Origin of the sequence: Azospirillum oleiclasticum, from assembly GCF_013423485.1 — a bacterium.
Classification (GTDB): domain Bacteria; phylum Pseudomonadota; class Alphaproteobacteria; order Azospirillales; family Azospirillaceae; genus Azospirillum; species Azospirillum oleiclasticum.
Map to the genome: position 1 here is coordinate 505,562 of NZ_JABFFR010000001.1, position 24,414 is coordinate 529,975.

Here is a 24,414-nt window from a genome sequence, read left to right on the forward strand (position 1 = left end):
CAGTCCAGGCTTGGGGTGCCGCACTGTCCGTGCGGCTGAGATCACACCCATCGAACCTGTCTGGGTAATGCCAGCGAAGGGAGCCGGGTCGCATGACACCCGTATCACGTGTTTCCCCCGTTCATGACCGCATCGCCATCGTCGGCGGCGGAATCATAGGTCTTGCGGTCGGCTGGCGGCTTGCCCAGGCGGGCCGGAGCGTCGATCTGTTCGAAAAGGAGCGGGTGGGGCAGGGCGCCACCCGTGCCGCTGGCGGCATGCTCGCCGCATCGGCCGAGGCCGAGCCCGGCGAGCATGCCCTGACCGCCCTCAACCGCCAAAGTCAGGCCTTGTGGCCGGACTTCGCGCGGGAACTGGTCGCCACCTCCGGCATCGACATCGGCATGCGGCAGGATGGAATCCTGAACGTCGCCCTCACCGGCGACGACCTGCGCCGCCTGCGGGCCGAGTTCGGGCACCAGCAGCGGCATGGCCTTCCCACGCGCTGGCTGTCCGCGGCCGAACTGCGGGAGCGGGAGCCCTGCCTCAATCCAGGGGCGAGCGGCGCGATCCACAGTCCCGGCGACCATCAGGTGGAAAACCGGCTGGCGGCCGAGGCGCTGCGGGTCGCCTTCACACAGGCCGGTGGCCGCATCCATGAGGGTGCCGCGGTCGAGCGTGTGCTGGTGGAGAATGGCGCCGTGCGCGGCCTGCACGTTGCCGGTACCGAGCATGAAGCCGGCACGGTGCTGCTCGCGGCCGGTGCCTGGTCCGGCGGCATCGAAGGGCTGCCCGAGGCGGCCCGCCCGCCGGTGCGGCCGGTGAAGGGCCAGATGCTGTCCGTCCGCATGGCGACGGAGGAACCGCTGCTGCGCCATGTGGTGTGGGCGCCGGGCGTCTATCTGATCCCGCGGCTCGACGGCCGGCTGCTCGTCGGTGCCACGGTGGAGGAGCGCGGCTTCGACACCCGCATCACCGCCGGTGGTCTGCTCTCGTTGCTGCACAGCGCGTGGCGCGCCCTTCCCGGCATCGAGGAATTGCCGGTCGAGGAGACCTGGGTCGGCTTCCGGCCGGGATCCAGGGATGACGCGCCCATCCTCGGCCCCGGACCGGTGCGCGGCCTCGTCTACGCCACGGGGCATCATCGCAATGGCATCCTGCTGACTCCGATCACGGCGGACCTCGTATCCCGTTTCATCCTGACGGGTGTGGTGGAACCGGCTCTGCGGTCCTTCGGCGTCGGCCGTTTCGTGCGGAGGGCGGCATGAGCGCCGTGACAACCATCCGCGTCAACGGGGCGGAGGAGGCGCTGGGCTGGGGCTGCGTCGGTGACCTGCTGGCCGCCCGCGGGATCCCGCCCGGAACGCGCGGCGTGGCGGTGGCGCTGAACGGCGCCGTTCTGCGCGCCGCCGATTGGACCGGCACGCCACTGGCGGCCGGCGACACGGTCGAGATCGTCCGCCCGTTCCAGGGCGGCTGAAGGAGCATTCCTCTCATGGACGATGTTTTCACGCTCGCCGGGCGCAGGCTCGGCTCGCGGCTGCTCATCGGCAGCTCAGGATACCCGAACCGCCAGGTGATGCTGGACGCGATCGAGGCCAGCGGGGCGGAGGTGGTCACCGTCTCCATCCGCCGCATCAGCCTGGAAGGCTATGCCGAGAGCATGGTCGATCTGCTCGGTGGCCGTTGGACCGTGCTACCCAACACCGCCGGCTGCCAGACCGCGAAGGAGGCGGTGCTGACCGCCCGCCTCGCGCGCGAGGCGCTGGACATCGATTGGGTCAAGCTGGAGGTGATCGGCGACCGGGAGACGCTGCACCCCGATTCCGAGGAGTTGCTGCGTGCAACGGCGGAATTGGTCGGTGACGGGTTCCAGGTGTTGCCCTACTGCGGTGACGATCCCGTCGTCTGCCGCAAGCTGGCGGATGCCGGCGCTGCGGCGGTCATGCCGCTGGGTGCACCCATCGGCTCCGGCCTGGGGGTGAGCAACCCGCGGGCGATCGAGCGAATTTGCGCGCGCAGCCCGGTGCCGGTGATCCTCGACGCGGGCATCGGCACGGCATCGGACGCGGCACTCGCCATGGAACTCGGCTGCGCGGCGGTGCTGCTGAACACAGCGGTGGCAAAAGCCGAGGATCCCGTGAGGATGGCGGCGGCCATGAAACACGGCGTAGAAGCCGGCCGTCTCGCCCGCTCGGCAGGCCGCATCCCGATCCTGACCCACGCCGAACCGTCAAGCCCGCAGCTCGGGCTCGTGGGGAGCTGAGGGGCGTAGGCGCCCCGCGGCGTCACGCCGCCGCGGGCGCCGCTTCCACCAAGCGATAATGCGCCGCATCGATGAGCACGGTGCAGCTCAGCGTCTTCACGTCGCCTTCATCCTCGGTGCTGACGATCCGGGCGTGCGGGATGCCGAAAAGATCGACGGTGGCCTTGACCCGCCACGTGCGCCCGACGCTCGATCCCACGGTCTGGTAGACCTGACCGACCTGAACGCGCTTCTTGCTCATTCCATCCCCGCCAATAGCGCCTGTCCCGCCGCATGACGCGACGCCGACCCGATGCCCGTGTTACGGATTTTAGTAAACAACCGCAAGCGGCCGAAGGCAAGCGACCTTAACAACGCGCGCGTATGCGTTGCACATCAGCCGCAGCGGCGGGCATCAGTCGCCGAGGAACAGGTGCTTCTGGCGGCCGTCCTTCGGAAGCGCGTCGGTCAGCCATTGCAGGCTGGCGTTCGGGTCGGGAACGGGTTCGATCACCTGCGCGTTGGTTTGCGCCATCTCGGCCATGCTCTTCGCGGCCGAACGGGCGGCCGGCTGCACGACGAAGGCGCTCACCGTGTACCAGACCACCAGGACGGCGATATCGTCGGCGACGACCACGGCCCCTCCTCAACATCCCGATTTCGGCAGCGGCTCCAGCTTCTCCAGAACCGCATCCACAGCGAAATCACCATAATCGATCTGCATGGATTCCACGACGCCATTTCGCAGCAGACGGATGGACATTTCATATTCCGGCGTCGCCGCATCGCTGGCGAGCGGGAAGAAGGCCATGCGCACCGGCCAGCCCGTCTGGTTGCGCAACAGCGGGTCGTTGGTGTCCTTTCGCGCGGGTGCCGCCTTGCCGATCACGGCGCTGACATCGGTTGCCCCGTCCGCGTCGGCCCCGTCGAAGATGGTGCGGCTGAAGAAGGGCTTCTGGTCGCGCGCGTGCTCCAGGATCGCCAGCGTGTGGGCGGTGGGGAACATGGTGCCGGGCGGCAACTCCATCTGCGACTCCTCCGGCTTGGAGAAACGGGCTTCGCCAGCCCCGCCGCCGGGCTTCAGCACCGCCTCGCCGCGCAGATCCTCGTCCACCTCGCCATTGACCAGCTTGCGGACGTTGAAGCGGTAGCGCTGCCCGTTCTTCGCCTCCCAGGTCGTGTAGTTGGTGGTCATGTTCATCTCGTCGCCCTCGGCGTAGACGAAACGGAGCTGGAATCGCTGCTCCGTCGTCCAGCCGTCGCAGGCGTCCGCCCATTCGAACATCATGCGGCCGCGCACGTCCGTCACCTTCGAGCTGTTGCGCGCGGAGAGCAACGACATGCGGTAGATGGCACGGTGCGGGGCGATGTCGGCGGCGACGGCGGATTGCGGCTGGGCTGCCGGCCGCCGCTCCGCGGCACCGGGGGAGGACAGGGGGGCCAGGGACACGAGGACAGCGGCGGCCGTCGCCACACAGGCGAGGCGGATCGGGGAACGGCGATTCGGCAAGACGATGTCCACAGGTGATTGAGGCCTCGGGTTTGAAGTATGGGTGTTTTCCGTGCGGTTCGAAAGACCCGCCTGGACGAATCCGCCATTCAAGGGAAGGACGGGACATGCCCGCAACGCTCGCACATCGCCCCATACTGCTGGTCACCCGCCGTCTGCCCGACGCGGTGGAGGAGCGCGCGGCCCGCGATTACGACGCCAAGCTCAACCCCGACGACTCGAGCCGGTCGGGGGATGCGCTGGTGTCGCTTGCGACGGATGCCGATGGGATCCTCTGCTGCCCGGCGGAAAAGCTGACCGTCGACGTCATCCGCGCCTTGCCGGACAGCGTGCGCATCCTGGCAACCTTCTCCGTCGGCACCGACCACATCGACCTGACGGCGGCGCGGGAACGCGGCATCGTCGTGACCAACACGCCGGATGTGCTGACCGACGCCACGGCGGACGTGGCGCTGCTGCTGATGCTGGGCGCCGCCCGCCGAGCGTCGGAAGGGGAGCGGATGGTTCGGACGGGCGGCTGGCCGGGCTGGAATCCCACCCAGCTCCTTGGCACCCATCTCGGTGGCAAGCGGCTGGGCATCGTGGGCATGGGACGGATCGGCCAAGCGGTGGCCGCGCGGGCGCGGGCGTTCGGCATGGCGATCCACTACTCCAACCGCCGCCGCCTGCCGCCCGACCAGGAGCTGGGTGCGATCTACCACGCGGATGCCGACGCCATGCTGGCAGAGGCCGACGTCCTGTCGCTGCATTTCCCGGCGACCCCCGAGACCCGGCACTGGCTGAACGCGGAGCGGATCGCGCGGCTTCCGAAGGGTGCCGTGGTCGTCAACACCGCCCGCGGCACCGCGGTGGAAGACGAGGCGCTGATCGCGGCGGTGAAGGCGGGCCATGTGGCCGCCATCGGGCTCGACGTGTTCGAGAACGAGCCGAACCTGCATTCCGGCTACCGCGCGCTCGACCGCGCCTTCCTGCTGCCGCATCTGGGCAGCGCCACGGTGGAGACGCGCAACGCCATGGGATTCAAGGCGCTCGACAATCTCGACGCCTTCTTCGCGGGTCGCGAGCCGCCCGACCGCGTGGTGTGACGGCGGACGGGTGCGCTGCGGAAACTTCCCACCGACTCGGCCGCCGCCGGGAAAAACCTGCCGGGGGCGGGCTGGGGCGGCAGAATCGACCGGGTGGCAATCTTGAGGAATTCCAAGGGTTTGAGCTCTGGCACGCCGGTTGCTGATGGAGAGGCACAGCGATCCGCCAGACCTTGGGAGCCGCCGTCATGAACGCCATCGCCACCCGCACCCAGCACGCCCTGAACCGCAGCGACAGCTTCGAAGGGACCATGATCCCGTCGATGCGCCGCGGGACCGCCGGCGTCGTCATCGGGTTCCCGGTGGTCGAGGACCGTCCGGCCCATCTGCTGGACGACATGCTGGCCAAGCTGGCCGAGGCGGAGGAGATGATCGCCCAGCAGCAGGAGCGCATCGCCTATCTGGAAAGCCTGACGATGACCGACGAGCTGACCGGTCTGGTGAACCGCCGCGGCTTCTACGCCCACTTCCGGCGTGAGCTGGCGGCGACCCGGCGGAACGAGGCGGCGTGCGGCGTGCTGGTGATGATCGATCTGGACGGCTTCAAGGGCATCAACGACACGCACGGTCATCTGGCCGGCGATGCCTATCTGCGGCAGGTGGCACGGCTGCTTTCCTCGCAGGTGCGCGAGACGGACGTGGTGGCCCGCCTGGGCGGCGACGAGTTCGCGGTGCTGCTGACCGGCGTGGACGCTGAGACGGGTGCCGCGCGTGCCGGCCAGCTTGCCGACGCCGCACGGGCGCAGAGCGCTTCCTGGAACGGTCAGGAACTGCCGATCCGCTTCTCCATCGGCGTGCAGGCCTATGGCGCCGGCGACCATGAGGAAGAGGTGGTGCGTCAGGCCGATGTGAAGATGTACGGCAACAAGGGTGAGCGCCGCCGCGCCCGCCGGGGCGCCTGACGGGCTACCGCCGCTCCTTGTCGTCCGGGGCCAGGGCGCGCCCCTTGAGGATCGCCTTGTCGCCCAGCTTGCTCCGCACCGCGTCGATCGCCCGCTCCACGCTCGCCCGCCGTTGCCGGCCGGGGTCGAGCAGATCGGGCGCGTCGGCGCCGGTGGCGTTGCAGAGGTCCGATACGCCGATACCGATCAGACGGTAGCGCGTGCCGTCGGCCAGCGGGGTCACCATCGCCATCCCCTCGCGGAACATGCGGTCGGCGAGCTGGGTCGGGCCGTCCAGCTTGTGGCTGCGCGTGAACTGGCGGAAATCCGAGGTCTTCAACTTCAGCACGACGGTGCCGCCGGCAAGATCCGCGCTCTTCAGGCGCCGTGCGACGGTCTCGCACAGCGGCCACAGCCGACGTTCCAGCGCCGCGGCATCGGCGATGTCGGTGGAGAAGGTGGTTTCCGCGGACACGCTCTTGGCCGGGGAGTCTGGCTCCACCGTCCGGTCGTCCTGGCCCTTGGAGAAGCGGGCGAGGCGGCGGCCGATGCTGCCGTAGCGGCGCACCAGAACGAACTCGTCCATGGCCGCGAGGTCGCCGATGGTGCGCAAGCCGTCCGCCTCCAGCTTCGCCTGCAGCGCCTTGCCGACACCCCACAGCAGCCCGACCGGTTTGGGTGCCAGAAAGGCCTGCGCCTCGGCCCGGCCGATCACCGAGAAGCCGCGGGGCTTGTCCAGGTCGGACGCGACCTTGGCCAGGAACTTGTTGGGCGCCAGCCCGACCGAGGCGGTGACGCCGACCTCCCGCTCGATGCGCGCGATCAGCCGGGCGACGGTCTGGGCCGGGCTTCCGCCATGCAGACGGTCGGTGCCGGACAGATCCAGGAAGGCCTCGTCGATGGACAGCGGCTCGACCAGCGGCGTCGCCTCCCGCATCATCTGGCGGATGGCGTGGCCGACCGTCTGGTACTTGCGCATATCCGGCGGGATCACGACCGCGTCCGGGCAGAGGGCCAGCGCCTTGAACATCGGCATCGCCGACCGCACCCCGTAGAGGCGGGCGACGTAGCAGCAGGCGGACACGACGCCCCGGTGCCCGCCGCCGACGATAACCGGGCGGTCGGCCAGGGCCGGGTCGTCGCGTTTCTCCACACTCGCGTAGAAGGCGTCACAGTCGATGTGGGCGATGGGCAGCGCGTGCAGCTCGCGGTGGATGACGCAGCGCCGCGAACCGCAGGCCGGACAGCGGCCGGCCGGGGCAATCAGTCGCGCGCCGCAGTCCCGGCAAAGCCCGGAAGCATCGGTGATCAAACGATTTTCTCCGATCGGACGCGGCCACCTCTATTCATACACCGATACACGGTAACGAGAAATTAACGAACGCGGCCTATCAGAGAGAGGGTTATACCGTCCGGCGAGAAACGTGCGGTACGGATCGCCGCCGGAGCGGCGGGTTGGCCAGCCCGGGGAGCAGCGCGATGAATGCCGAAGCCGTTGCCGACCTGCCCCATGGCGATCGAGCCAAGAGCGTGCTGATCGTGGAAGACAACGAGCTGAACATGAAGCTCTTCCGCGATCTGCTCCAAGCCTACGGTTATCGCACGCTGCAGACCCAGAATGGCCTGGAGGCCATGGAGATGGTGCGTGCCCACCGGCCCGATCTCGTTCTGATGGACATCCAGCTCCCGGAAGTGTCCGGTCTCGACGTCACCCGCTGGATCAAGCAGGATGCGGAGCTGAAGGCAATCCCGGTGATCGCCGTAACCGCTTTCGCCATGAAAGGTGACGAGGAGAAGATCCGCGAGGGCGGATGTGAGGATTACATCGCGAAACCGATTTCCGTCGCCAAGTTCCTTGATGTCGTGAAACGTTATCTGAGCTGATCGGTCCTCCTCCACAATCGGGTTGCACAGCCACATGTCCGCGCGTGTTCTCGTCGTCGATGATGTCCTGCCGAACGTCAAACTCCTGGCGGCCAAGCTGACGCGGGAATACTTCGATGTGATCACCGCCTACAACGGGCCGGAGGCGCTGGAGCTGGTCCACCGCGAATCACCGGACATCGTTCTGCTCGACGTGATGATGCCCGGCATGGATGGTTTCGAGGTCTGTGAAAAGATCCGTTCCAACCCTGCGACCATGCACATTCCGGTGGTGATGGTCACGGCTCTGTCGGACGTCACCGACCGTGTGCGCGGTCTGGAGGCCGGGGCCGACGATTTCCTGACCAAACCGGTGAACGACATCGCGCTCTTTGCGCGCGTCCGGTCGCTGGTGCGTCTGAAGATGATGATGGACGAGTGGCGGCTGCGGGAAAGCACCTCCGGCCAATTCGGCGTCATCGAGCGGACGGCGACCCTGCACAGCGAGTCCCACGAGCGGGCGCGCGTGCTCGTTCTGGAGGACAGCGTCCTCGACTTCGAGAAGATTGCCGACACGTTGCGACGCGACAGCGACGAGGTGGTCTGCGCCGACACCGGAGCGCGTGCTCTGGAACGGGCGATGACGGAGGAGTTCGAACTGGTCGTCGTCAGCCTGACCCTGCTGAACGAGGATGGCCTGCGCTTCTGCTCGCAGCTCCGCTCGCATGAGCGCACGCGGCAGGTGCCCATCCTGCTGGTGGTCGATGAGGGCGACCTGAACCGGGTCGCCAAGGGCCTGGAACTGGGCGCCAACGACTATGTGATCAAGCCGATCGACCGGAACGAGTTGCTCGCCCGCGTGCGCACGCAGATCCGGCGGAAGCGGTACCAGGAGCGGTTGCGGTCGAACTACGAACAGAGCCTGTCGATGGCGTTGACCGACAGCCTGACGGGCGTGTTCAACCGCCGCTACGTCAACGCGCACCTGCCGCGGCTGCTGGAGAGGGCCCTCGACAGCCACAAGCCGGTGTCGGTTCTGATGTTCGACATCGACCATTTCAAGGTCGTCAACGACACGCACGGCCACGACGTCGGCGACGTCGTGCTGAAGGAGGTCGCCAACCGCGCCAGCCGCAATTTGCGCACCTTCGACCTCGTCGCCCGGCTCGGTGGCGAGGAGTTCGTCGTGATCCTGCCGGACACCGACGGTGACGCGGCGATGATCGTGGCCGAGCGGTTGCGCAGCCGCATCAGCGATTCCGTGTTTCCGGTGCCGAACAGCAACGATGAGCTGCGGGTGACGGTGTCCATCGGCGTGTCGGTCGGCGGTCAACTCGGCGACACCGCGGACACGCTGATCAAGCGTGCGGACGAGGCGCTCTATCAGGCCAAACGGCAAGGCCGCAATTGCGTGGTGAGCGACGATCGCACCGAAGACATGCGCGTCGCCGCCGCCCCGACGCGCTGAACGCCGACCGTTCCCGGCGACGTTTCCCGCACAAACACGAAAGGCCGCCCCATAGGGCGGCCTTTTTTGCCGGACACGCGGTCGCGGAACCCTTACTTGATCTTGGATTCCTTGAACGCGACGTGCTTGCGGGCCACCGGGTCGTACTTGTTGAATTCCAGCTTCTCGGTGGTCTTCTTCGGGTTCTTCTTCTTCACGTAGAAGAACCCAGTATCGGCCGTGCTCACCAGCTTGATGAGGACGGTGTTCTGCTTTGCCATGATCGTGATCCCGACGATAATAACCTGCACCCGCCGGCCCGGCGGGGCGGCGTCGTTGCGCGGAAACATACGCGCATCCGACGCCGTGTCAAGGGGTTGCGGAGGTCTGGCGGGCCGCCACGGTCCGTCCGGCCGACAGGGTCACAGCGCGCGCGTAGAGGGCAGGGTCGGCCAGCAACAGCTTCGCCACAGTCAGGTCGAGCTCCGGTTCATGCTCGCGCCAGGGGCAGGCGTCGCGCAGCTGGTGGAGTGCTGCGTCATCGTCGGGCGCCTTGCTCCGCCAATCCGCAAGCTGCACGGCGCTCGGCAGTCGGCCGTCGCGCAGGTCGCCCAGCAGTTCGGCTGCGTTGCTCCCGCCGCGACTGGTGCAGACGGTGGGCTGGACGCCCTGCCGGTGCAGGGTGTAGCCCGCGGGTGTGTAGATGCGGCTCCAGGTCAGGAACAACTCGCCGTCGTTCGGCAGGCGGGTCACCGTCTGCACGCTTCCTTTGCCGAAGGAGCTGGCGCCGATGATCACGGCACGCCCGGAGTCCTGGAGCGCGGCTGCAACGACTTCGGCGGAGGAGGCGGAGCGCCCATCGACCAGCACAGCCAGCGGCAGCCCTTCCGCCGCGTCGTCGTCCGCCGCATCCCAGCGCTGGCGGCTGTCGGGGTGCCGGCCCTCGGTGGTGATGATGCGACCGCTGGTGATGAACAGATCGGCGACCGCGACGGCTTGATCCAGCAGCCCGCCGGGGTTGCCGCGCAGGTCGAGCACCACGCCCGTCACCGATCCGGCCGGTGCGCGGGTGACCACGCCCAGCGCATCGCGCAGATTGGTGGCCGTTGCGGCATTGAAACGGTCCAGCTTCAGCACGGCGACACCGTCCGAGATGCTGACGGTCACCGTGTTGGGGACCACCCGCTCGCGACGCACCGACAAGCGGCGTTGGGTTCCGCCGTCGCGATCGACCGTCAGCGACACCAGCGTCCCGGTGGGGCCGCGCAGCCGGTCGCGCACATCGGTCTCCGGCATGGCCGCGACCGGTTCGCCATCGACCGCCAGCAGCCGGTCACCGGCCTTGAGGCCGGCGCGCTCCGCCGGTCCGCGGCCGATCAGGTCGCGCACGACGGGGCGCCCATTGACGAAATCGAGCGTGATTCCAACGCCGCCGTAGCCGTCGCGTTGCGCCCGCTCGCTGGTCGCGCGCTGCACGCCGGTGTAACGGGAGTAGCCGTCGAGGTCGGCGGTGACGGAGTCGAAGACCGCCTGGTAGATGCGCTCGGGCGACGCATCCCGAAGCTGGACGGAGAAGCTGCGCGCGCGTTCCACCGCCTTCGTCGTCAGCGCGGCCCAACCCCCAGGATCGATCGGCGCGCTGTACTCCCCCGTCAGTGTGCCCGCGGCGTACACGCGTACGACCTTGCCGTTCAGCTCCGTGTCGATGTCGGAATCGATGCCGGCCAAACCCTTCAGCCCATCGATCCCCAGTCTCACGAAGTCGACCGGGCCAAGGTACGCCTCGGCGATGCGGCCGTAGCCCATCGCGAAGACCTGCTCATTGATCCGATTTCGTTCGGCGGCCCCGGTTCCCGATGACCAGAAGGCCCCGGCGACGAAGGCTATGGCGGCGACAGACGCGACGACATGCCGCCGGAATGAAGAACCACGATGCCGATTGCCCATGGAGTGCCGAAACTGCCTCCCGCCCGACGATACGGACCGAAACACTGTACGCTCGGCCCGCCGGTTGGAGAAGTATCACCTCCGTCGGGTCAGGGGATGGGGCAAATGCGAGTTGCGAATGGGCGCGTGATGGGAATTCAACGCGATGTGGCCGCGCGGCCACGTCCGCGTTTGGGCCCGCCTCCGCTGTGCCGGCTCGCCGGTGTCCGCCCGCCGATCCCGGTGATCTCCGCACCCTCGGCGGTGAGGAGGCGGAACAGGGTGCTGCCGGTCAGCGGGTCTGCCTCGGCCAATTCCACCTTGACCGGAGCGGCCAGCCGGAAGACGCGGCCCTCCCGCCGGCCGACCAGCGCGTGCCCGGCCTCGTCATGCTCGTACTGGTCGTCGGGTAGCGTGCTCGCGGGCACCAGACCGTCAGCCCCGGACTCGTCCAGTCGCACGAACAGGCCGAAACGCGACACCCCGGAGATCCGGCCGCTGAAGGTGGCACCGACCCGGTCGGCCAGAAAAGCGGCGGTGTAGCGATCGACGGCATCCCGCTCGGCGGCGGCGGACCGTCGTTCCGTTTTCGAAACATGCTCGCCGGTATCGTTCAGCCGCGCCGCCTCTGCATCATCCAGACCGCCCTCGCCGAGGCCGCAGGCCCGGATCAGCGAACGGTGTACCACAAGGTCGGCGTAACGCCGGATGGGGGAGGTGAAATGGGCGTAGCGTGCGAGCGCCAGACCGAAATGACCGATGTTGTCGGGCGCATAGGCCGCCTGCGCCTGGCTGCGCAGGATGATCTCGCTGACCAGGGCCGACTCCGGACGACCCTCGGCCATTGTCAGTATGCGCGTGAACTGGTCGGGCTTCAGCGCCTGCCCCTTGGGGAGCGGATAGCCCAGGCCGTGCAGGAAATCCCGCAACGCTTCCATCTTGTCCATGGAAGGCTGGTCATGGACGCGGTAGAGGCAGGGGGCGCCTTTGGCCTCCAGGGTCTCCGCCGCGGCGACGTTGGCGGCGATCATGAACTCCTCGATCAGTTTATGGCTGTCGAGGCGCTGGCGCGGGGCGATCTCCGCCACCCGGCCAGCCTCGTCGAGACGGATTTTCCGTTCGGGGATGTCCAGGTCGAGCGTGCCGCGGCGCTGCCGGGCCTGCCAAAGGCTGCGGAACGCGCCGTACAGCGGGGCGATCACCGGTTCGGTCAGGGAAGCGGTCGTTTCGTCCGGGAAACCATCCTGCGCGGCTTGAAGCTGTTCGTAGGTCAGCCGTGCCGCCGACCGCATCAGGCCGCGGAAGACCGCGTGGCGGCGCGGCCTTCCGTCCCGCCCGACCCACAGATGGAACCCCAGGCAGGCGCGGTCCTCGCCCGGTCGCAACGAGCACAGCCCGTTGGACAGCGCCTCCGGCAGCATGGGGACGACGCGGTCCGGAAAATAGACCGAGTTGCCGCGCCCGCGGGCCGCCAGATCCAGGGCGGATCCCGCCCGGACGTACCAGGCCACGTCCGCAATGGCGACGATCAGGTGCCAGCCGCCGGGGTTGGTGGGATCGGTGTCCGGCTCCGCCCACACGGCGTCGTCGAAGTCGCGCGCATCCGCCCCGTCGATGGTGACCAGCGGGATGGGCCGGAGATCAATCCGGTCCTGCAACGGTGGAATGGTTGCGCGCTCCGCCTGTCTCAGGGCAGCGGGATCGAAGACCGTGGGCAGGCCTTGGCCGTGGATGGCGATCAAGCTGACGGCGCGTGGTTCCGCCGTTGAACCGAGCCGCTCGACCACCCGCGCCTGCGGCAGTCCCAGTCGCGTGGCGGGAAGCACGTCGGCCAGCACCAGCTCTCCCGGTTCGGCATCGCCATCGTTGGCCGGCAGGACGACGAACTCCGTGCGGTTGCGCCGGTCGGTCGGAACGATGCGCCCGCCTTCCGCCGATACGCGGTACACACCGAGAATACGGCCGACGGACCCTTCGATGCGCCGGATGAAGCGTGCCTCGTAAAGCCGGTCGTTGATCCGGGACAGCCGGGCCAACAGCCGGTCGCCGATCCCCAGCGCCGACAGTCCCGACCGTTCCGGCACCAGAAAGATGCGCGGTGGTTCACCGTCGCCGGTCCAGACGAGCGGGCGGGCGGACAACTCCCCATCAAGGTCGATGGCCGACACCTCCAGCGCCGCGACCTCCGGCAGGGCGGCGGGCGGTGCGACGCGGCGGCCGTGGCCTCGTTCGACGGTTCCCTCGGCCTCCAGCTCCTTCATGAGCAGCTTCAAGCGCTCGCGGTCGGCCGACCCGCTCAGCTTGAAGGCACGGGCGACCTCCCGCTTGCCGACGGGAACGGGGCTGTTGCGGATGAACGCGAGCACCGCCTCCTTCGTGGGGAAGGGGGCGGGAAGGCGAGGGGCCATACGGGTGCTCAGGCCGTCTTGGCGCGGCGGCGCGGCGGCGCGGCCTCGTCATCAGCGGCCTTCGGCTTCGCGGCGGTCTTGGCCTTGGCCGGAGCCTTGGCCGTCGTCTTCGTCGCCGTCTTGGCCGGAGCCTTGGCGGCGGCCGGCTTGGCAGCAACCTTCGTCGTTTTCGCCTTGGGCTTGGCCGCGGGCTCGGCGGTCTCGCCATCGGTGGCGGCCTTGGCGGGCGCCTTCTTGCCGGCGTCCTTGACGGCCTTGGCGTCCAGCCACTCCAGCGCTTGGGCGAGCGTCACGCTGTCCGGCTCGACACCCTTGGGGATCGACGCGTAGAGCGACGCGTGCTTGACGTAGGGCCCAAAACGGCCGGCGCCGAGCGTCACCGGCTTGCCGGTCTTGGGGTGGGCCCCCAACTCGCGCCCCGGAGTCGACGCCTTCTTCGCCGCCTCGCCCAGCAGCACAACGGCGCGGTTGAGCCCGATGGTCAGCACGTCGTCGTCGGGTGGCAGCGATTTGTAGACCGATCCGTGCTTCAGGTATGGGCCGAAGCGGCCAATGCCGGCCTGGATCTCCTGCTGCGTCTCTGGATGGGGGCCGACCGTGCGGGGCAGGGCCAGCAGCTTCAGCGCGGTGTCGAGATCGACGTCGGCCGGTGCCATCCCCTTGGGCAGCGACACCCGCTTGGGCTTGGGTGGGGCTTCCGCCTTGGCGGTCTTCTTGCCCTTCTTGGGCTTTTCGTCCGTCCTTGCGGCCGGTTCCTCGTCCTTCTCGCCACCAGGAGCCGGGCCGAGCTGGATGTAGGCGCCATACGGACCGCGCCGCACGGTGACCGGCAGCCCGGTCTCCGGATCGTCGCCCAGCAGGCGCGGACCTTCCTGCACCTCCTGCCCGTCGTCATTGGCCACGGCCAGCGGGCGGGTGTATCGGCACTCCGGATAGTTGGAGCAGCCGATGAAGGCGCCCATCTTGCCCAGCTTCAGGCCCAGCCGACCCTGGTGGCAGGACGGGCAGACGCGCGGGTCGGCCCCCGACACCTCCGGCCCGCCGGGGAAGAAGTGGGCGCCGAGCTCCTCGTCCAGCGCGTTCAGAACCTGGGTGATGGTCAGGTCCTTGGTGTCTCCGACCGCCGCGAAGAAGGCGTGCCAGAAGTCGCGCAGCACCGTCTTCCAGTCCATCCGCCCGTCGGACACGTCGTCGAGCTTGTTCTCTAGGTCGGCGGTGAAGTTGTACTCGACGTAGCGCTGGAAGAAGTTCTTGAGGAAGGCGGTGACCAGCCGGCCACGGTCCTCAGGAATGAAGCGCCGCTTGTCCAGCCGCACATACTCACGGTCCTGCAGCACCTGCAGGATCGAGGCGTAGGTGGAGGGGCGGCCGATGCCGAGCTCCTCCAGCTTCTTCACCAGGCTCGCCTCGGTGTAGCGGGGCGGCGGCTGGGTGAAGTGCTGGGCCGGGTTGATGGCGCCGCGCTTCAGCGCGTCGCCCTCCGCCATCGCGGGCAGGCGGCGTTCCTGTTCGTCCGCCTCGTCGTCGCGGTCCTCCTGATAGACGCGCATGTAGCCGTCGAAGACCACGATGGAGCCGGTGGCGCGCAGCACCACCTTGCGGTCGGGCGACGCGACGTCCACCGACACCTGATCGAGCACTGCGCTTTCCATCTGGGAGGCGACGGTGCGCTTCCAGATCAGTTCGTAGAGGCGCAACTCGTCCTTGTCGAGATAGGCGGCGATGGCGGGCGGCTTGCGGAACAGGTCCGTGGGGCGGATCGCCTCGTGCGCCTCCTGGGCGTTCTTGGCGGCCGTCTTGTAGATGCGCGGGTTCTTCGGGACGTAGTTGTCGCCGTAGAGCTGGCCGATCAGCGACCGGGAGGACTCGATGGCCTCCTGCGACAGCGACACGCCATCGGTTCGCATGTAGGTGATCAGGCCGACCGTCTCGCCGCCGATGTCGACGCCCTCGTACAGCTTCTGCGCGATGCGCATGGTGCGGGTGGCGCCGAAGCCCAGCTTGCGCGACGCCTCCTGCTGCAGGGTCGAGGTGGTGAAGGGTGCGTAGGGGTTGCGGCGGACCTGCCGGCGTTCCACCGACGAGACGGAGAAATCGCGCGGCTCGATGGCGGCGACAGCCGCGTCGGCGGCGGCCTTGTTGGGCAGGCCGAACTTGTCGAGCTTCTTGCCGTCCAGATGGGTCAGCGACGCGGTGAAGGGCGCGCCGCCGGGGGTGGTGAAGCCCACATCGACGGTCCAGTATTCCTGCGGCTTGAAGACCTCGATCTCGGCCTCGCGCTCGCAGATCAGCCGCAGTGCCACGGACTGCACCCGGCCAGCCGAACGCGAGCCCGGCAGTTTGCGCCAAAGCACCGGCGACAGCGTGAAGCCGACGAGGTAATCGAGCGCACGCCGCGCCAGATAGGCGTCCACCAGATCGCGGCTGACCGCGCGCGGGCTGGCGATGGCCGCCTGCACCGCGCTCTTGGTGATCTCGTTGAAGGTGATGCGCTGCACATCGACCTTGTCGAGCAGCCGCTTTTCCCGCAGCACCTCCGTCAGGTGCCAAGCGATGGCCTCCCCCTCGCGATCCGGGTCGGTGGCGAGGTAGACGCGCTTGGCACCGCGCACGGCGCGGGCGATCTCGTCGATGTGGCGTTTGGAGCGGTCACCCAGCTCCCACTCCATCGCGAAGTCCTCGTCCGGACGCACCGACCCGTCGCGCGCGGGAAGGTCGCGCACGTGGCCGAAGCTGGCGACGACGGTGTAGTCGGAGCCGAGATACTTGTTGATGGTCTTCGCCTTGGCGGGCGACTCCACGATGACGACGTTGCTACCCGACAAGTGACCCTCGTCCCGGTGTTTCGTGTGCTCTGACAACCGGGACGCATCAGTAGGAGAGTGCGATCCGATTGCCCGGGTGGCGCTGGGCACGACCGGCCAGTTCCAGTTCCAGGACGACGGCCACCACCACGGAGGGTGACAATTGGCACCCGCGGACGAGTTCGTCAATGGCGACGGGGGAGGGGCCCAGCGCTTCGAGCACCAGCGGGCGGGCGCGTTCAAGCTCCGCCTCGTCGGGAACGGCCGGGCGGGCTGCGGCAAAAAGATCCGGCTGGTGCTCGCCGGCGGCGGGCGGATGCGCATCCCGGAGCGTCGTCAGGACATCCTCCGCCGACTGCACGAGGGTGGCCCCATCGCGAATCAGGGCGTTGCAACCCTGGCAGCGCGGGTCGAGGGGGGAGCCGGGCACCGCCATCACCTCACGCCCCTGTTCCAAAGCCATGCGGGCCGTGATGAGGCTGCCCGACTTTGGCGCCGCCTCCACCACGACGACGCCGAGCGACAGGCCGGAGATGATGCGGTTGCGGCGTGGGAAGTGGCGGGCCTGCGGCTGGGTGCTGAACGCGCACTCCGCCACCACCGCGCCCTGAGCGGCCAACTGTTCGTAAAGGCCGCGGTTCTCCTCGGGATAGACCACGTCGATGCCACCGGCGACCACCGCGACGGTCCCGGTGTCCAGCGCCCCGCGGTGGGCCGCGGTGTCGATGCCGCGGGCGAGGCCGGAGACGACGGAGTAATCGGCCTTGCCGATGTCGCGGGCCAGCATCTCGGCGAATTTGCGGCCGTTCATGGAGGCGTTTCGCGCGCCCACCATGGCCACGCTGCGCTTCGCCAGAAGATGGATGTGGCCGAGGACCGCCAACACCGGCGGCGCGTCGTCGATGGCGGCAAGCCCGGCCGGGTACTCGGGCTCGCACGCGCACAGCAGGCGGGCACCCAGCTTGCGGACAGCGCCCACCTCCCGTTCCGCCTCCGACTTGCTGAACAGCTTCAGCGGCGCCACCCGCCCACCGCGGCGCGCCAGTTCCGGCAGCACGGCGATGGCGGCTTTGGCGCTGCCGTACTGTTCGACCAGCCGGTGGAAGGTCACGGGCCCGACATTCTCCGTCCGGATCAGACGGAGCCAGTCGAGCCGTTCGGAATCGGTGAGGGTGCGGCGCGGGTGGAGCATGCCGCCCTGTTGTACAACTTGACTGGCGAGGTCTGCAACATGCGTTCGTGTGTCGGGGCGCTCCGCGCTCCCTTCATGCGCGTTAGAAGGGTGGCAACGCGTCAGCGCCCTGCCGCGTCCTTCTTCTTCGCCCCGATCTTCGGCTCCTCACCCTTGAGCAGGCGGCGGATGTTGGATTCGTGGCGGATGAAGACCAGCACGGCGATGAACAGGGCCAGGAGCGCCACGGAAGGGCCGGCCAGGAACCAGGACCAGACCGGGGCGGTGCCGATGGCGATCAGGGCGGAGAGGGAGGAGATGCGGAAGACCGCGGCGGTGGTCAGCCAGGTCAGACAGGCGATGAGACCCACCGGCCACGCCACCGCCAGCAGCACCCCGAGCGCCGTGGCGACGCCCTTGCCGCCCTTGAAGCCCAACCAGACGGGGAAACTGTGGCCGAGCATGGCGCCGCCGCCGGCCCACAAGGCGGCGGTCGGCCCCGCAACGACCAGGGCCAGCAGCGCCGCCAGCGCGCCCTTCCCGCTGTCGAGCAGCAGCGTGGCGGCGGCCAGCGGCTTGTTGCCGGTGCGCAGCACGTTGGTGGCGCCGATGTTGCCGGAGCCGATCTTGCGGATGTCGCCATAGCCGGCAAGCCGGGTCAGCACCAGCCCGAAGGGGATGGAGCCGAGCAGATAACCCAGAAGGGCGGCACCGATCGGTTCGATCACGGAACGGTGTCCTCGTGCGTCCAGACGGTGCGGCCGTCCACAACGGTGCGCAAGGGCCGTCCCTGCACCGGCCGGTCCTCGAAGGGGGAGTTCTTGGATTTGGAGCGGAACCGGTCCACGTCGATGGTCCAGGGCACCTCCGGATCGAACACCACGAGGTCGGCCGCGGCACCACGCGCAATGCGGCCGAGCGGCAGGCCCAGGATCTCCGCCGGCTTCACAGTCACACAGGCGAGCGCCTGGAGCAGCGTCATCTTGCGGTCGTGCACCAGTTCGAGAGTCAGGGGCAGCAGCGTCTCCAGCCCGATCACGCCAAATCCGGCCTGTGCGAAGGGCACGCGCTTCGCGTCCTGATCCTGCGGCACATGGTCGGACGCGATGCAGTCGATGGTGCCGTCGGCCAGCCCCTCCACGATCGCACGGCGGTCCATCTCGCCGCGCAGTGGCGGCGAGACCTTGGCGAAGGTGCGATAATCGCCGACGTCGGTCTCGGTCAGCGCCATGTAATGCGGGGCGGTGTCGCAGGTGACCTTCAGCCCGCGCCGCTTGGCGCGGCGGATCAGGTCCACCGACTCGGAGGTCGAGACATGGGCGACGTGGTAGCGGCCGCCGGTGAGCTCGACCAGCCGCAGGTCCCGCTCGATCATGATGATCTCGGCTTCCCGCGGGATGCCGGAAAGACCGAGGCGGGTGGCGATCTCGCCGCCGTTCATCATGCCGCCTTCGGCGAGCGAGGGATCCTCCGGGTGCTGGATGACCACCTTGCCGAAGGTGCGGGCGTAGCTGAGCGCCCGGCGCATCACCTTGGCGCTGCCGATCGCCTTGGTTCCGTCCGTGAAGCCGACCGCACCGGCGCGGGCGAGCAGGCCCATCTCCGTGATCTCGGCTCCGGCGGTGTCGCGGGTGGCGGCGGCATAGGCGAAGATCTTGACCAAGCGTACGTCGCGCGCGCGGCGCGCCACGAACTCCAACCCCGCCACATCGTCGATGACGGGATCGGTGTTGGGCAGGCAGACCAGGGCGGTGATCCCGCCGGCCGCCGCGGCGCGGGACGCGCTCTTCACCGTCTCCTTCTGCTCCGAGCCCGGCTCGCCGATCAGCACGCGCATGTCGACGAGGCCGGGGGCGAGGCAGTGGCCGTCGAGGTCGATGACCTCCACGTCCTCCGGCACGGCGTCGGCCAGCAGCGCGGGACCGAAATCGGCGATCCGCGTGCCGTCGGTGAGCAGCGAGCCGTGGGTGTCGAGCCCGGTGGCGGGGTCCAGCAGGCGGGCGTTGCGATAGAGGACCCGGGCGTTCATGCCACGCCCTCCGCGCCGATGTTCCCCAGCCGACGGTCGCGGGTCAGCAGGTCGAGCACCGCCATGCGGACGGCGACACCGAGCTCCACCTGGTCCAGAATCAGCGAGCGCTTGATGTCGTCCGCCACCTCGCTGTCGATCTCCACACCGCGGTTCATCGGGCCAGGGTGCATGATCAGCGCGTTGGGCTTCGCCACCTCCAGCTTCTCGTAGTCGAGGCCGTAGAAGTAGAAGTACTCGCGCGTGGAGGGGATGTACTGGCCGGCCATGCGCTCGGTCTGGAGCCGCAGCATCATCACGATGTCCGCATCCTTGAGGCCCGTCTTCATGTGGTGGTGGACCTCAACGCCGAGCCGCTCGATCTGAGAGGGCAGCAGCGTGGGTGGTGCGACGACGCGCACATGGGCGCCCATCGCGTTCAACAGATGGATGTTGGAGCGGGCGACGCGGCTGTGCAGCACGTCGCCGCAGATGGCGACCACCAGACCCTCCAGTCGGCCGAGCCGGCGCCGGATGGTCAGGGCGTCGAGCAGCGCCTGGGTCGGGTGCTCGTGGTTGCCGTCGCCGGCGTTGATGACCGCGCAATTCACCTTGTCGGACAGCAGCTTGACCGCACCGCTGTCGGAGTGGCGCACCACCAGCGCGTCGAGATGCATGGCGTTCAGCGTCATCGCCGTGTCGATGAGCGTCTCGCCCTTTTTCACAGAACTGGCGTCCACCGCCATGTTGATGACGTCGGCCCCCAGCCGCTTGCCCGCCAGTTCGAAGGAGGTGCGGGTGCGCGTCGAGTTCTCGAAGAACAGGTTGACCAGCGTGCGCCCGGTCAGCAGCGCCGACTTGGTCATCGGGCGTCGACTCTGCTCGACGTAGCCGTCGGCGAGGTCGAGGATGAGGGAAATCTCGTGCGCCCGCAGCCCCTCGATTCCGAGCAGGTGGCGGTACGGAAGTCGCAGCGACTGGTCGGGCTGGTCGGTCATGGCGCGCGATCATAGGGACCGCACCCCCGCCCGGCAAGCGCCCGCCCATGCGCTGGGCGGAACCGACGGATGCGCCTACAGGTAGGCGATCAGACGCCCGCAGATCAGCACGCCGATCCAGGCGATCAGCGATAGCGCGCCGGCGACTCGGGCTGCGGGGGGAGGGCGCAGGTCGGCCCAGGATTCCATGCGCCGGCCGATGCCGTTGTGGAACACGACGATGTTGACCAGCCCCACCGCCAGCAACCCCATCTTGGCCCAGAACATCGGGTTTTCGGCGAAGGCCGTGGCTTCGGAGGTGAAGAGGAGCAGGCCCGCCGGCACCGCGATCAGGAAGCCGGTGACGGAGACCGGTAGCAGCAGCCGGCCCAGATGGTCGGCCGGAACCAGAGGCCTCGCCGCCAGGAGCCGCAGGTCGTAGACCACGATGGACCCGACCAGCAGCGCGAAGCCGATGATGTGCAGGGTCTCCACCGCCGGGAACAGCCAGAGGGACGAGCGCATCGCCTCCCCGACCGGGGAGCGCTCGACCGCCTCCAGCAGGCCCATGGCGCCGCCGGCGGAGTGCTGGTGCTCCATCAGCGCAGCGGGACGGACTTGCCGTCCACCGTGATGGTTTCCGCCCGCAGTTCCGCCGGTTCCGAGCGGCTGACATAGCCCTCGACCGTAACGGTCTGGCCCGCCTTCACCGCGCCGTCGGGCAGGCCGCGGCTCGACATGCGGGTGATGGGGGCGAGCACAATGTCCCAAACCTTGCCGCCCGCCTCCAGCTTCAACGCCGCATGCGGGTTGCTGTAGGCGATGGACTGGACCGTGCCGGTCAGTGACACGGTCTTGCTGCTGTCATAGCCGCCCCAGCCGTGGTGGGCGAGTGCGGGTCCCGAGGCGAGGCCAAGAGCCAGGGCCGTGGCGAGTGTCGTGCGTCGGAGCATGAACTGATTTCCTCCCCGTCGTTACCTGCAGGGAAATGGACGCGCGGAACGTGTGTGGCAAGGGCAGAGCGCGCGTCACATCTTCGTGGGTGACTGGGAGATGGTTTCAACAGCGTATCGTTCCGCTTCGGAAAAAATCCAGTCGCGGAAAGCCTTTACCTTGGGCCGGGCGAAATAGTGATGGGGAGCTACGACGTAATAGGCGTAGTCGCCCGGCAGCGTCACCGTGAACAGCCGCACCAGCCGTCCGGCGGCAAGGTCGTCGGCCACCAGCACCTCGCGCGCGAGCGCGATCCCCTGGCCGTCCGTCGCCGCCTGGATGAGCAGGGCGGAGTCGGTGTAGCGCGGGCCGCGCGTGACATCGATGCCGGTCACCCCCGCCGCCTCGAACCAGTTGGTCCAGTTGATCATGTAATCGTCGTGCAGCAGCGTGTGGTGGCGCAGGTCGTCGGGTGTGCGGAGCGGCTTCGGGCCCTTGAGCATGTACGGGGCGCAGACGGGAAAGATGTCCTCCTTCATCAGCCGTTCCGCCCGCACCCCGGGCCAGCGTCCGAGCCCGAAGCGGATGGCTACGTCCACGTCCTGCTGCGCGAAATCGGTGATCTGCGGGTTGGACTGGAGCAGCACATCGATGTCGGGGTGCAGGGCCTGGAACCGCCCCAGCCGCATCACCAGCCATTTCGCCGCGAGCGACGGCATGGTCGAGACGGTCAGCGACCCCGCTTGATCCCGCCGGAACAGCCGTTCGGTGGCGTGGGCCAGCGTGTCGAGCGCGTCCTTCACGGACGGCAGATAGGCCTGCCCAGCTTCGGTCAGGATCAGCGCGCGGTTCATGCGCCGGAACAGCGGCATCGCCAGCCACTCCTCCAGCCCCTTGATCTGATGGCTGATGGCGGCCTGGGTGACGTGCAACTCCTCCGCCGCCTTGGTGAAGGACAGATGGCGCGCCGCCGCCTCGAAGGCGCGCAGGGCGTTGAGGGGGGGCAGGCGGCGGGACATCGGGCGTCGCTTCGGATTAGTTTTGCTAATCCAGCTTATGAGAAAGCGTCGTTTGTCCGCAAGAAGCGGGTGGCTCATTCTCCTGGTCAGCGAGAGAGTTCGCAGCACGCGGCCGGGGGCCGCAACACCCGAGGACGAGGGGAACGACCATGAGCCAGAGCAATCACAGCGTCACGGCCCCGGTGGCCCAGTCCGACACCGGCATCGTCGCCCGCGCGGTGGGCCGCGGCATCTTCGCCGCCTTCGAAGTGGCCGGGATTTGGATGGAGCGCTACCGCGAGCGCCGTGCCCTGCAGGCCCTTCCCGACCACCTGCTGCATGACATCGGCGTCTCCCGTGCCGACGCGAACCAGGAGAGCGACAAGCCCTTCTGGCAGGGGTGAGACGGCGGTTCGGCGGACAGCGCTTGAACGCGGCCCCCGGCGGGCGTATTTTCGAGGGGAGAACCGGGGAGCGGTCCTTTCGCCCCCCCGCCTCTCCTAGGGCCTCATTATGATCAGGACGAGTCGCAGTCGCCTGATCACCATGTGGAACACTAGAAGACGTGCAGGCTTGGCCATACACACCCCCGTTGTGATACCGGCGTGGGATCCCATGCCCCGCCGGTATCACACGCCTTAACACCGCCATCCGTATGTGTGAAGCGCGGCATTTTCCCGTGCCGCGGGTCTCTGCCGGTCAGCGGTAGAGGGCCAACACCAGCGGGATGGTCAGCGCGGCCAGCAGGGTCTGCACGGTGATGATGCCGGCGATCAGCGTGTGGTCGCCGCCCATCTGGCGCGCCAGCGCGTAGGCGCTGGCCGAGCAGGGCAGGGCGTTGAACAGCACGGCGATGGTCAGCGTCAACCCCTGCACGCCGATCAGCATGCCCAGCAACGCCGTGATTCCCGGCATCAGCACCAGCTTCGTCACGGTGGCGATGGCGACCCCCATGCCGGCCGCCCGCGCCGCCGCGAGGTCGAGGCCTGCCCCCACCGACAGCAGCCCGATGGGCAGGGCGGCGCGGCCGAGGATCTCGATGAAGGGGCCGGCCACCGGTGGCTTGCCGACGCCGGACAGGTTGAGCCAGGTGCCGGCCGCCGCCGCCAGGATGATCGGGTTGCGGATCAGCCCACCCAGCACCGAGCCGAGGCTGACCCCCTTCGCGTCCCGCCCGAACCGGGCGTGGATGACGACGCAGAGGATGTTGACCAGCGGGATCACCACCGCGATCCCGACCGCCGCCAGCGTGACGCCCGGGGTGGCGTAGAGCGCCTTCGCCCCGGCCAGCCCGACATAGGTGTTGACCCGCATCGACCCCTGGAACACCGAGGCGTAGGCCGGCCCGTCCATGGTCAGGAATCGGCGCGCCGCCAGCATGATCACCGTGGCCGCCGCCACCCCGCCGATCATCGCCGCCGACATCGGCCAGACCGCGAGGTCGCCCAGCGACGCCTTCGCCAGCTCGTCGATGATCAGGCAGGGGAAGAACAGGAAATAGGTCAGCCGGTCGGCCGGCGCCCAGAAGCTGTCCGGCACAATCTCCTGCCGCCGGATCGCATGGCCGAACAGGATCAGCAGGAAGATGGGTGCGAGCGCACCGAAGACGGGGAGCATGGAGGTAGGGCGGCGTCCTGGAGAGGGTCACCCCCCGGCGGACGACCGCATGTGCGACAGGGCGTCGAGGGCGCCTTGAAGGATATACGCCGCCGCCATCTTGTCCACGACCTCGCCGCGGCGTTTGCGGGTCATGTCGGCCTCGCCGATCATGAACCTCTCGACCGCCATGGTGGACATGCGCTCGTCCCAGAAGGCGATCTCAGGTTCGCCACCCAGCAGGTCGGCGCGTTCCACCAGGTTGCGGGCGAATTGCCGCACGGACTGGGCGCGCGGCCCCTCGCTGCCGTCCATGTTCAGCGGCATGCCGACGATCAGCCCGCCGACTCCGTAATCCTTGATCACCTTCGCCAACGCGGCGCAGTCCGCCGCCAGCTTCTTGCCGCGCTGGATGGTGCCGATGGGCGACGCGACGACGAGGCGCGGATCGGAAATCGCCATGCCGATGGTGGTCTCGCCCACATCGAGGCCGAGCAGGCGCTGATCACGGCCGATGCGGCCGGCGAGGTCTTGCAGAGTGCGGATCATGGCGCGGACACTACGCGCCGGCACCGCGCCGCGT

25 protein-coding genes and 1 riboswitch are annotated in these 24,414 nt (G+C 68.5%); of the genes, 8 read left to right on the forward strand and 17 right to left on the reverse strand.

Annotated features, from left to right (window positions below):
- The first annotated feature begins 1 nt into the window (after position 1).
- Positions 2-98, forward strand: a riboswitch (TPP riboswitch).
- The 3 genes from thiO (at position 93) to thiG (ending at position 2,245) form a co-directional block, all read left to right on the forward strand.
- A complete protein-coding gene (thiO, locus tag HL658_RS02435) occupies positions 93-1,247 on the forward strand; it encodes a glycine oxidase ThiO (protein WP_180280286.1) in 1,155 nt (384 codons plus the stop codon). Its footprint overlaps the riboswitch before it by 6 nt.
- On the forward strand, positions 1,244-1,459 hold the full coding sequence (gene thiS, locus HL658_RS02440) for a sulfur carrier protein ThiS (protein ID WP_180280287.1): 216 nt from the start codon (positions 1,244-1,246) through the stop codon (positions 1,457-1,459). Before thiO ends, thiS begins: the two co-directional genes overlap by 4 nt.
- 15 nt (positions 1,460-1,474) lie before the next feature.
- Positions 1,475-2,245 carry a thiazole synthase gene (gene thiG, locus HL658_RS02445; RefSeq protein WP_180280288.1) on the forward strand — a complete coding sequence of 257 codons (771 nt, stop codon included), beginning with the start codon at positions 1,475-1,477 and terminating at the stop codon, positions 2,243-2,245.
- A 22-nt stretch (positions 2,246-2,267) separates the two neighbouring features.
- Here thiG and HL658_RS02450 read toward each other — a convergent pair whose 3' ends face one another.
- From HL658_RS02450 to HL658_RS02460, 3 genes are all read right to left on the reverse strand, one after another.
- Positions 2,268-2,486: a hypothetical protein gene (locus HL658_RS02450; protein ID WP_180280289.1), complete on the reverse strand. Its 219-nt coding sequence runs from the start codon at positions 2,484-2,486 to the stop codon at positions 2,268-2,270.
- 153 nt (positions 2,487-2,639) lie between these two features.
- Complete coding sequence (locus HL658_RS02455; RefSeq protein ID WP_180280290.1) at positions 2,640-2,861, reverse strand: hypothetical protein; 222 nt, start codon at positions 2,859-2,861, stop codon at positions 2,640-2,642.
- Between the two features lie 9 nt (positions 2,862-2,870).
- Positions 2,871-3,734: a cell envelope integrity EipB family protein gene (locus tag HL658_RS02460; protein ID WP_246337242.1), complete on the reverse strand. Its 864-nt coding sequence runs from the start codon at positions 3,732-3,734 to the stop codon at positions 2,871-2,873.
- A gap of 107 nt (positions 3,735-3,841) precedes the next feature.
- On the opposite strand from HL658_RS02460, the gene HL658_RS02465 reads away from it, so the two are divergent.
- Positions 3,842-4,819, forward strand: coding sequence for a 2-hydroxyacid dehydrogenase (locus HL658_RS02465; RefSeq protein ID WP_180280292.1), 978 nt, complete (start codon positions 3,842-3,844; stop codon positions 4,817-4,819).
- 188 nt (positions 4,820-5,007) lie between these two features.
- Positions 5,008-5,721 carry a GGDEF domain-containing protein gene (locus HL658_RS02470; RefSeq protein WP_246337243.1) on the forward strand — a complete coding sequence of 238 codons (714 nt, stop codon included), beginning with the start codon at positions 5,008-5,010 and terminating at the stop codon, positions 5,719-5,721.
- A 4-nt stretch (positions 5,722-5,725) separates the two neighbouring features.
- On the opposite strand, the gene HL658_RS02475 is transcribed toward HL658_RS02470, so the two are convergent.
- Positions 5,726-7,012 (reverse strand): DNA polymerase IV, encoded by a 1,287-nt coding sequence (locus tag HL658_RS02475; RefSeq protein WP_180280293.1) that lies wholly within the window; start codon positions 7,010-7,012, stop codon positions 5,726-5,728.
- A gap of 167 nt (positions 7,013-7,179) precedes the next feature.
- On the opposite strand from HL658_RS02475, the gene HL658_RS02480 reads away from it, so the two are divergent.
- On the forward strand, positions 7,180-7,584 hold the full coding sequence (locus HL658_RS02480; RefSeq protein ID WP_180280294.1) for a response regulator: 405 nt from the start codon (positions 7,180-7,182) through the stop codon (positions 7,582-7,584).
- Between the two features lie 34 nt (positions 7,585-7,618).
- On the forward strand, positions 7,619-9,031 hold the full coding sequence (locus tag HL658_RS02485; protein WP_180280295.1) for a PleD family two-component system response regulator: 1,413 nt from the start codon (positions 7,619-7,621) through the stop codon (positions 9,029-9,031).
- 92 nt (positions 9,032-9,123) lie between these two features.
- Here the strand turns inward: HL658_RS02485 and rpmG are convergent, their stop codons facing one another.
- The 11 genes from rpmG to HL658_RS02540 all read right to left on the reverse strand — a co-directional run bounded on the left by rpmG (position 9,124) and on the right by HL658_RS02540 (position 22,256).
- A complete protein-coding gene (gene rpmG / locus HL658_RS02490) occupies positions 9,124-9,291 on the reverse strand; it encodes a 50S ribosomal protein L33 (protein ID WP_180280800.1) in 168 nt (55 codons plus the stop codon).
- Between the two features lie 88 nt (positions 9,292-9,379).
- Positions 9,380-10,816 (reverse strand): S41 family peptidase, encoded by a 1,437-nt coding sequence (locus HL658_RS02495; RefSeq protein ID WP_246337244.1) that lies wholly within the window; start codon positions 10,814-10,816, stop codon positions 9,380-9,382.
- Between the two features lie 278 nt (positions 10,817-11,094).
- Positions 11,095-13,344, reverse strand: coding sequence for a ribonuclease R (gene rnr / locus HL658_RS02500; protein WP_180280297.1), 2,250 nt, complete (start codon positions 13,342-13,344; stop codon positions 11,095-11,097).
- Between the two features lie 8 nt (positions 13,345-13,352).
- Entirely contained in the window at positions 13,353-16,169 is a 2,817-nt protein-coding gene (topA, locus tag HL658_RS02505; protein WP_180280298.1) for a type I DNA topoisomerase, read from the reverse strand.
- 46 nt (positions 16,170-16,215) lie between these two features.
- Positions 16,216-17,340: a DNA-processing protein DprA gene (gene dprA, locus HL658_RS02510; RefSeq protein WP_180280299.1), complete on the reverse strand. Its 1,125-nt coding sequence runs from the start codon at positions 17,338-17,340 to the stop codon at positions 16,216-16,218.
- 101 nt (positions 17,341-17,441) lie between these two features.
- Positions 17,442-18,047 carry a glycerol-3-phosphate 1-O-acyltransferase PlsY gene (gene plsY, locus HL658_RS02515; protein WP_180280300.1) on the reverse strand — a complete coding sequence of 202 codons (606 nt, stop codon included), beginning with the start codon at positions 18,045-18,047 and terminating at the stop codon, positions 17,442-17,444.
- Complete coding sequence (gene pyrC, locus HL658_RS02520) at positions 18,044-19,348, reverse strand: dihydroorotase (RefSeq protein WP_180280301.1); 1,305 nt, start codon at positions 19,346-19,348, stop codon at positions 18,044-18,046. The genes plsY and pyrC overlap by 4 nt, the downstream gene beginning before the upstream one ends.
- Entirely contained in the window at positions 19,345-20,325 is a 981-nt protein-coding gene (locus tag HL658_RS02525) for an aspartate carbamoyltransferase catalytic subunit (RefSeq protein ID WP_180280302.1), read from the reverse strand. The genes pyrC and HL658_RS02525 overlap by 4 nt, the downstream gene beginning before the upstream one ends.
- 75 nt (positions 20,326-20,400) lie before the next feature.
- Positions 20,401-20,904 carry a DUF6644 family protein gene (locus HL658_RS02530; protein WP_180280303.1) on the reverse strand — a complete coding sequence of 168 codons (504 nt, stop codon included), beginning with the start codon at positions 20,902-20,904 and terminating at the stop codon, positions 20,401-20,403.
- On the reverse strand, positions 20,904-21,257 hold the full coding sequence (locus HL658_RS02535) for a DUF6152 family protein (protein ID WP_180280304.1): 354 nt from the start codon (positions 21,255-21,257) through the stop codon (positions 20,904-20,906). The genes HL658_RS02530 and HL658_RS02535 overlap by 1 nt, the downstream gene beginning before the upstream one ends.
- Before the next feature lie 75 nt (positions 21,258-21,332).
- Positions 21,333-22,256, reverse strand: a complete 924-nt coding sequence (locus HL658_RS02540; RefSeq protein WP_180280305.1) for a transcriptional regulator GcvA — start codon at positions 22,254-22,256, stop codon at positions 21,333-21,335.
- Between the two features lie 149 nt (positions 22,257-22,405).
- Here HL658_RS02540 and HL658_RS02545 point away from each other — a divergent pair, with 149 nt between their 5' ends.
- Positions 22,406-22,639, forward strand: coding sequence for a DUF1127 domain-containing protein (locus HL658_RS02545; RefSeq protein WP_180280306.1), 234 nt, complete (start codon positions 22,406-22,408; stop codon positions 22,637-22,639).
- Positions 22,640-22,934: 295 nt separating this feature from the next.
- Here the strand turns inward: HL658_RS02545 and HL658_RS02550 are convergent, their stop codons facing one another.
- Together HL658_RS02550 and ruvX are read right to left on the reverse strand one after the other, a co-directional pair.
- Complete coding sequence (locus HL658_RS02550; protein ID WP_180280307.1) at positions 22,935-23,852, reverse strand: AEC family transporter; 918 nt, start codon at positions 23,850-23,852, stop codon at positions 22,935-22,937.
- Between the two features lie 27 nt (positions 23,853-23,879).
- Positions 23,880-24,380, reverse strand: coding sequence for a Holliday junction resolvase RuvX (ruvX, locus tag HL658_RS02555; protein WP_180280308.1), 501 nt, complete (start codon positions 24,378-24,380; stop codon positions 23,880-23,882).
- Positions 24,381-24,414: the final 34 nt, after the last annotated feature.